The organism is Pantoea sp. Pa-EAmG (assembly GCF_030024295.1).
Taxonomy (GTDB): domain Bacteria; phylum Pseudomonadota; class Gammaproteobacteria; order Enterobacterales; family Enterobacteriaceae; genus Pantoea; species Pantoea dispersa.
In genome coordinates, this window is record NZ_JASEWO010000203.1 from 1 (window position 1) to 7,183 (window position 7,183).

At 55.4% G+C, this 7,183-nt stretch carries 8 protein-coding genes; 5 read left to right on the forward strand and 3 right to left on the reverse strand.

What is annotated here, in order from left to right; genetic code table 11:
- Positions 1 to 141 precede the first annotated feature (141 nt).
- Positions 142 to 345, forward strand: a complete 204-nt coding sequence (locus QMM04_RS19515) for a hypothetical protein (protein WP_282996804.1) — start codon at positions 142 to 144, stop codon at positions 343 to 345.
- Positions 346 to 492: 147 nt separating this feature from the next.
- Here QMM04_RS19515 and QMM04_RS19520 read toward each other — a convergent pair whose 3' ends face one another.
- Positions 493 to 783, reverse strand: coding sequence for a hypothetical protein (locus QMM04_RS19520; RefSeq protein ID WP_031279201.1), 291 nt, complete (start codon positions 781 to 783; stop codon positions 493 to 495).
- Between the two features lie 374 nt (positions 784 to 1,157).
- Between QMM04_RS19520 and QMM04_RS19525 the strand changes: the two genes are divergently transcribed.
- A complete protein-coding gene (locus QMM04_RS19525; protein ID WP_058769674.1) occupies positions 1,158 to 1,811 on the forward strand; it encodes a hypothetical protein in 654 nt (217 codons plus the stop codon).
- 105 nt (positions 1,812 to 1,916) lie between these two features.
- Here QMM04_RS19525 and QMM04_RS19530 read toward each other — a convergent pair whose 3' ends face one another.
- Positions 1,917 to 2,693: a DeoR/GlpR family DNA-binding transcription regulator gene (locus QMM04_RS19530; RefSeq protein WP_282996805.1), complete on the reverse strand. Its 777-nt coding sequence runs from the start codon at positions 2,691 to 2,693 to the stop codon at positions 1,917 to 1,919.
- A 132-nt stretch (positions 2,694 to 2,825) separates the two neighbouring features.
- On the opposite strand from QMM04_RS19530, the gene QMM04_RS19535 reads away from it, so the two are divergent.
- Positions 2,826 to 3,731 carry a LysR family transcriptional regulator gene (locus QMM04_RS19535; RefSeq protein ID WP_058769675.1) on the forward strand — a complete coding sequence of 302 codons (906 nt, stop codon included), beginning with the start codon at positions 2,826 to 2,828 and terminating at the stop codon, positions 3,729 to 3,731.
- Here QMM04_RS19535 and umuD read toward each other — a convergent pair.
- Complete coding sequence (gene umuD / locus QMM04_RS19540; RefSeq protein WP_058757656.1) at positions 3,728 to 4,159, reverse strand: translesion error-prone DNA polymerase V autoproteolytic subunit; 432 nt, start codon at positions 4,157 to 4,159, stop codon at positions 3,728 to 3,730. The two genes, QMM04_RS19535 and umuD, sit on opposite strands and share 4 nt — an antisense overlap.
- Before the next feature lie 358 nt (positions 4,160 to 4,517).
- Here umuD and otsB point away from each other — a divergent pair, with 358 nt between their 5' ends.
- Together otsB and otsA are read left to right on the forward strand one after the other, a co-directional pair.
- Complete coding sequence (gene otsB / locus QMM04_RS19545) at positions 4,518 to 5,306, forward strand: trehalose-phosphatase (protein ID WP_264239648.1); 789 nt, start codon at positions 4,518 to 4,520, stop codon at positions 5,304 to 5,306.
- On the forward strand, positions 5,303 to 6,739 hold the full coding sequence (otsA, locus tag QMM04_RS19550) for an alpha,alpha-trehalose-phosphate synthase (RefSeq protein WP_021506284.1): 1,437 nt from the start codon (positions 5,303 to 5,305) through the stop codon (positions 6,737 to 6,739). The genes otsB and otsA overlap by 4 nt, the downstream gene beginning before the upstream one ends.
- The last annotated feature ends 444 nt before the right edge of the window (positions 6,740 to 7,183 follow it).

Genomic DNA, 7,183 nt, shown 5'->3' on the forward strand with positions numbered 1-7,183 from the left:
ATGACAAACGGCGCGAAAAAGACGCTATTGCGATCTGCACACCTGCGGCATTTTTCGTCTCGCCGGCGATATAAGCGGTAATTAATGGGATGTACCTGCGCCTACATAACCGGTAAGCACATCCGATGGTCAGGAATATTAATGCATGACAAGCTTATCCTCAGTTCACGGCAATCCTCTGCCAGGCATAATGAGAATGTATTTTCAGGAGTGGTTATGCAGCCGGTTAAACGTTGGCAACGCGATATCTGTCATTTAAATACCCGGGCGTTAACCTGGGTGGCGGCGGGTGCATTTTGCGCGGGCTGCTGGTTATTGATCAGCGTGCTGGTACTAACCCTGTAACGCGTAGCCAGCGCGAAGAGACTTAGCGTCAGCCGGAAGGGAACCCGCACCAGGGCGTCAGGGATGAAATTTTTGTAGTGGTTGGGGGCGCGTTGCCCCCTTTTTTTTGCCTGCGGACAGGGGTAATGCAATGCGCAGTCCGTGCGATTACGGCCCGAGACGCAACGTTTCGGCGCGTTTTGCTGTCTCGTAAACGTATTGCAGCATCGGTTCTAAATCGGCATCCGGTCCGGCGCTGATAATTTTGCCGCGCAGCCATTCAATTTCACTGGTGATGTCTGGATGAAAGATGGTGTTGTTTTGCGCGTTGCGTAACCACTTCAGCAAAAAGTTATTTTTCCCGCGTACGCCGCCGGACTTCTTGCTGTTCACATAGAGTTTTAACGCAACCAGAATGCAGTAATAGAAATGGACGCGCTGACTATAATTCTGCAACATCTCTTGGCTCTTCATCTGCCGTTTTTCACGCCCGCCAGTGTGCATTGATGTGAAAAGCAGGTCAAACACAATTGGCCGCGCGCCTGTCACAATTGCGAGCGCAACCAACATTTTAAGAATTTCTTTAGCAGCAGATAAATTGCGCCCGCCAGCAGCTGGATGCTTTACCGGGCAGAATAGCCTGTGATTATTTGTTAATAATCACAAAAAAGCACAGCCGTATCTGATAATTAGATAGATCCGATTCTCTAAATGAATTTCCCCTCCGTATCGCCATCTGCAACTCTGTTCTCCGCGCTGGCCACCCTTGCGTTTTACCGGCCGGTGAAATTTTTATTTGCATCAACATGGCTGTCATAAACAGGAGGTGAATTATGACAAAACCTGCTCTGGCGTTCGCTGCGGCCTTACTGGCGCTCAATGCCACCGCATCCGTTGCGGCTCAGCCGCATCACGTTTATACCAATAAAGATTTCTATAAAAATGGCGTCTTCCAGAAAGAGGTGGCGAAAGATGCAATAGCGCAACTGCTCGCTTCTTACGGTCATACGCTGACGCCGGCCATGCGCCAGCAGCTGTGGGTCAATGATTTCGGGCTGGGCGATTATCAGCATGTTGGCCTGGCCAGCATCACCTGGGTCAATAATCTGGATTACGGTTATTACGCTATGACCATGTATCTGCTGCCGAACCAGATGATTCCGGAGCATCGACACATGCCGATTAGCGCGCCGCCGGCACGTCCGGCAAAACATGAATCATGGCGCGTCCTCGATGGCTGGGTATATAACTTCTCAGAAATTGGCGCCGCATCAGCGGATATTCCGCCGACGCCGAAAAGTTTTGGTCCGGTGCAAAGCCACAATGTCGTCATTCAGCATCAGGGCGAAACGCTGTCGCTGAAAAAACTGGAAAGCTATCATTTCCTGATGGCCAACAGCAAAGGGGCGATTGTGGATGAATATGGCAACTGGCAGGATCGCCGCGGCTGGTTCAGCTCCAATCCTAAAGTCGCCCCTACGCCGTAAACCGTGCCCCATAATAAATAGTCGATGTGATTTCCCTGTAGCCACCGGAGGCGTTCGCGCCTCCTTTTTAATTAATGACCTTTATCGGGATGCGCAGAGAGCCGCTCAGCCGCGGCGATTTACCCGGTGCAGACGAATATCACGCTGTTTCATCTCCTCAACGGCAGCACAGGGGCAATCGTCATCGGTGATCACGCCGTCCAGCTGCTGCAGCTTACACACGGAATACACGCTGTAACGACCATATTTGCTGCTGTCAGCCACCAGATAACGCTGCGCTGAGGCGGCCAGCACCGCCTGATTCACCAGCAAGGTGTCTTCGTCGGGTGTCGAGAGGCCGTGCGTGACATCCCACGCGCTGGCGCTGAGGAAGGCAAGATCAATATTGAACGAGGCAAGGGCGGTCGCCGCCATGGCACCCACGCTGGCAATATGCCGTTTATCGACTTTGCCACCCGTATGAAATAGCGTGATGTGGCTGTGGCGCATCAGCCAGGCGGCAATCGTAAAGTCGTTAGTCAGCACGGTGAGACTTGCCTGATCGCCTAACGCACGCGCAATTTCATAGCTGGTGGTACCGGCATCGAGGTAGACCACCTGGCCATCCTGTACCAGTGACGCAGCATAACGGCCAAGGCTTTGTTTGGCGTGCGCGTTCAGCTGAGCCTTCTCCACATACGGCAATGCCTGATGGACCACGGCAGGCAGCCTGGCGCCGCCGTGTATGCCGACCACCAGGCCGGCGTCCTGCAGGAATTTAATATCGCGGCGGATGGTCATCGCCGACACCGCCATCAGCGTGGCCAGTTCGTGAATGGTGGCCGATCGTTTCGCAAACAGGTAGCGATAAATAGCGTCTTTTCGGTCTTCGGGCAGCATCATGAGCTCAGGGTAAAAAGTGACGTTTTGCCCGCCATGCCACGTGCGCATAGCGTCCGGTACGGTAGCTTCGCTATGATAGCTCATCTGAAGTTGAATCAGATTCAACGAGGCAATGAGTCAGGAGACACGAAAATGCCCGCCCTGCAACGTAATGAACTGGCCGATCTGAATGTTTTTCTGCTGATTTGCCGGCGCAAGAGTTTCCGCCTCGCCGCGCTGGAACTCGGGGTCACCACGTCGGCCATCAGCCACACGTTGCGCAGTCTTGAAGCGCGTCTTGGCGTGCGCCTGCTCAACCGCACCAGCCGGGCGGTGGTGCCGACGGACGCCGGTGCCGCTTTTTTGCGCCATCTGGAAACCGGCTTTGCGCAGATTGAGCTGGCGCTGAACGATCTGCACCTGTATCGCGAATCACCCAGCGGCCGCCTGCGGCTGAACATCCCGCGTGATGCCGGGCAGCTGCTGTTTCGGCCGATCCTGGCGCGCTTTATGGCGACCTATCCGGAGCTCAGCCTGGAAATTACGGTGGATAACAATCTGGTGGATATCATCGGCAGCGGCTATGACGCCGGGATTCGCTACGGCGCCAGCGTACCGAAAGACATGATCGCCATGCCGCTGACGCCCAAACTGCGCTGGATCGTGGTGGCGTCACCCGATTACCTGCGCGACGCGCCGCCGCTGCAGCATCCGGACGATCTGCGCAACCATCGCTGTATTCGCATGCGTCTTGGCAATGGCACGCTGTATAAGTGGCCGCTGGCGCAGGGCAAGGTGGCGTATGAGGTCGATGTGCCGGGCACGCTGACGCTCAATGAGAGCGACATGATTATTGATGCGGTCGCCGGCGGTTACGGTCTCGGCTACTGCCCGGAGCGCTACGTACAGGCGCAGCTGGCGAGCGGGCAGCTGGTGCGCGTGCTGACGGACTGGTGCAGCGAAGACGAACCGCTGGTGATGTATTACCCCGACCGTCGCCAGCTGCACCCGGGTTTACGCCGGCTGATTGAGATGATCCGCGCCGAAACGATGCGCTAACGCTGGATGCGTGCGGCGTAAATAATAAACGTCACCACGCCAAAAATTTCCAGCTCCTCCTCTTCACGCAGCCGGATGGGCTGATAGCGCGGATTCATCGGCATCAGCTGTACGCAGGGATGCGTCTGCAGCCGCTTGACGGTGAACTCGCCGTTAATGGCGGCGATCACGATGTCGTCGTGCCGGGCATTGAGTGAGCTGTCGACCACCAGCAGGTCGCCTTCGCGGATATTGGCATCGCGCATCGAGTCGCCTTCGACGCGCACAAAATAGGTGGCGCTCGGGCGGGTCACCAGCAGCTCATTGAGATCAATCTGGCGCTCAATGTAGTCCTGAGCGGGTGAGGGGAAACCGCCGTGCACCGCGTCAAGGAATAGCGGGCGGGAGCGCGAAGGCGGTGAAAGCTGTGGCAAAAAGAAACGCGTCATAGCGAATATTCCATAGATACTGTTTTTATATACAGTATCAGGCGGTTTTTGCTATGATCAAGTCTGCCCGCGGTAAAAAAAGCGAAGCGTATGAAAAACAGCAGAATTCAGTTTTTTGCCGCGCAAACCGCTGAAAAGTGCACTCTTCGCTAAGAACTCTGTGCGCCCGTCTGGCGAAACTTCAATTGTTGTCTACACTTAATGTTGCCGACGTTCGTAGTGCGGTTGCAGTGTTGATGAAAATTTCGTTTAGTTCTGGAGCGTTACCCTTTCGATTCCCGTGTTTACGGAAAAACCTCCTCACTTCCTGCCTGCCTGCGAACAGACTGCCCGTTTACGTTCAGATACAGGAGGAGACGTGACCCCTGCGGTTAATGAGAACAGCATCCTGCCGTCGCTAAGTGGCGGACTTTACGCCTTCTTTTTTGATGTTGACGGCACGCTGGCCGCGCTTCAGTCGCAGCCCGAGTCGGTTTCCATCCCCGCATCGGTGCGCCAGCATCTGCAACAAATTTCTAATTTAAGTCACGGCGCGCTGGCGCTGGTTTCCGGCCGTCCGATCAGCCAGCTGGATGAGCTGGTCGCGCCGCTGGAAGCCCCGGCAGCGGGCGTGCACGGCGCTGAGCGCCGCGATGCCAGCGGACATCTGCATCGTCAGTCGCTGCCCGATGAGGTGGCGCAAACGCTGCAGGTTGAACTGCAGCAGACCCTTGACCAGTGGCCCGGTACGCTGCTGGAAGTAAAAGGCATGGCCTTTGCGCTGCACTACCGCAACGCGCCAGAGTATGAAAACGCCATCATGCAACTGGCCGAAGAGGCGGTAACCCGCTTTCCGGCGCTGGCGCTGCAGCCAGGTAAATGTGTGGTGGAACTGAAACCGCAGGGCATCGATAAAGGTGCTGCGGTACGCGAATTTATGCAGGAAGCGCCATTTACCGGTCGCATTCCGGTATTTGTGGGCGACGATCTGACCGATGAGAAAGGCTTTCTTGCAGTCAATGCCATGCACGGCATCTCGGTCAAGGTCGGTGAAGGTCCAAGCCAGGCGCGCTATCGTCTGCCCGATGTGGCAGCGGTCTGGCACTGGCTGGAACAACTATTATTACAACTAGAACATGACAACGTCGGTAAGGAGTTTAGGTTATGAGTCGTTTAGTCGTCGTATCTAACCGTATCGCTATTCCTGATGGAAGCAAAACCAACGCAGGCGGTCTCGCCGTCGGCATTCTGGATGCGCTGCAGACCACCGGAGGATTGTGGTTTGGCTGGAACGGAGAGATCAGTGAGTTTTCCGGTGAAGAAGATGAGGAACTTACCCAGATCGAACAAGACGGCATTACCTATGCCTCATTCCCCCTCAATCAAAACGATTACGATCAGTACTACTGCCAGTTTTCGAATACGGTGATCTGGCCCGCGTTCCACTATCGCCTCGATCTGGTGCAGTACCAGCGTGAAGCCTGGGAAGGCTACTGCCGCGTGAATACCCTGCTGGCGCAGCGGCTGAAACCGCTGATCAAGCCGGACGATATCCTGTGGATCCACGATTACCACCTGCTGCCGTTTGCCGCTGAACTGCGTAAACAGGGCATCAATAACCGAATCGGATTCTTTCTGCATATCCCGTTCCCGACGCCGGAAATTTTCAATGCGCTGCCGCCGCATCAGGAACTGCTGGAAATGCTGTGTGAATACGATCTGCTGGGTTTCCAGACAGAATCCGATCGCGTGGCGTTTCTCGACAGCCTGAGCCAGCTGACGCAGTTGCAGAATAAAGGCGAGAAGAAGCATCGCGCCTTTGGCAACACCTTTATGACCGAGGTTTACCCCATCGGTATCGAGCCGGACAGCATTAAAGAGATGGCGGAAGGGCCGCTGCCACCGAAGATGGCCGCGATGAAGCGTGAGCTGGGCGATTTGCAGAATATTATCGCCTGTGAGCGTCTCGACTATTCCAAAGGCTTGCCGGAGCGTTTCCTTGCCTATGAAGCGCTGCTGGAAAACTTCCCGCAGCACCGCGGCAAAATCCGCTACTCACAGATTGCGCCGACCTCGCGCGGCGACGTGCAGGCCTATCAGGATATTCGTCACCAGCTGGAGACGGAAGCGGGGCGCATTAACGGTAAATACGGCACGCTGGGCTGGACGCCGCTCTATTATCTCAACCAGCATTTTGACCGCCGTCTGCTGATGAAGATTTTCCGCCTGACCGACGTGGGGCTGGTTACGCCGCTGCGTGACGGCATGAACCTGGTGGCGAAAGAGTATGTCGCGGCGCAGGATCCGGACGATCCGGGCGTGCTGGTGCTGTCGCGCTTTGCCGGAGCGGCCAACGAGCTGACTTCTGCGCTGATCGTTAACCCGTACGATCGTGATGATGTGGCGGCGGCGCTGGACCGCGCGCTGACCATGCCGCGCACCGAGCGTATCTCGCGCTATAACGACATGATGGCCGTACTGCGTAAGCAGGACATTTCGCACTGGCGGGAAAGCTTCCTGAACGATCTGAACACGCTGCCGGCACGCAGCGCCAGCCACGGTAGCGATAACAAGGTCGCGACGTTTCAGAAGCTGGCGTAATTAGCCCCGCAAGGCGCGATTTTCCCCTCAGGCAATGCCTCTCCCGTACGCGGGAGAGGTATCCGTCAGACGACGCAGGCAGGACCGTGCTGCGTAGCGTTTTCACGCGATACTCTTACCGGATGAAATCGATTTCATTTTGTTAAGCGCTAACCCGCTGACCCGGCACCAAAAAACGCACGAATTGGTTAAAATTAAGCCAGTTAAGCACTGAAACGCTGAATTTTTTCTTCCAACCCTAAAGATTTGGCTGGCCAGGCCGATAGTTCTAATACATCAGTGTGTTAGTTAGTCAATTCATTCATATCGCTAATGTAACGTGCTGTTACATCCCTTGTGACTCGCTAAACCCTCCCTACAAACTCTTTACACACCACAAGCGCGCTGCATCCACTCTTCACGCTTCGCTAGCACAGCGCCATTAGTCCTGCGTGGCAATATTCC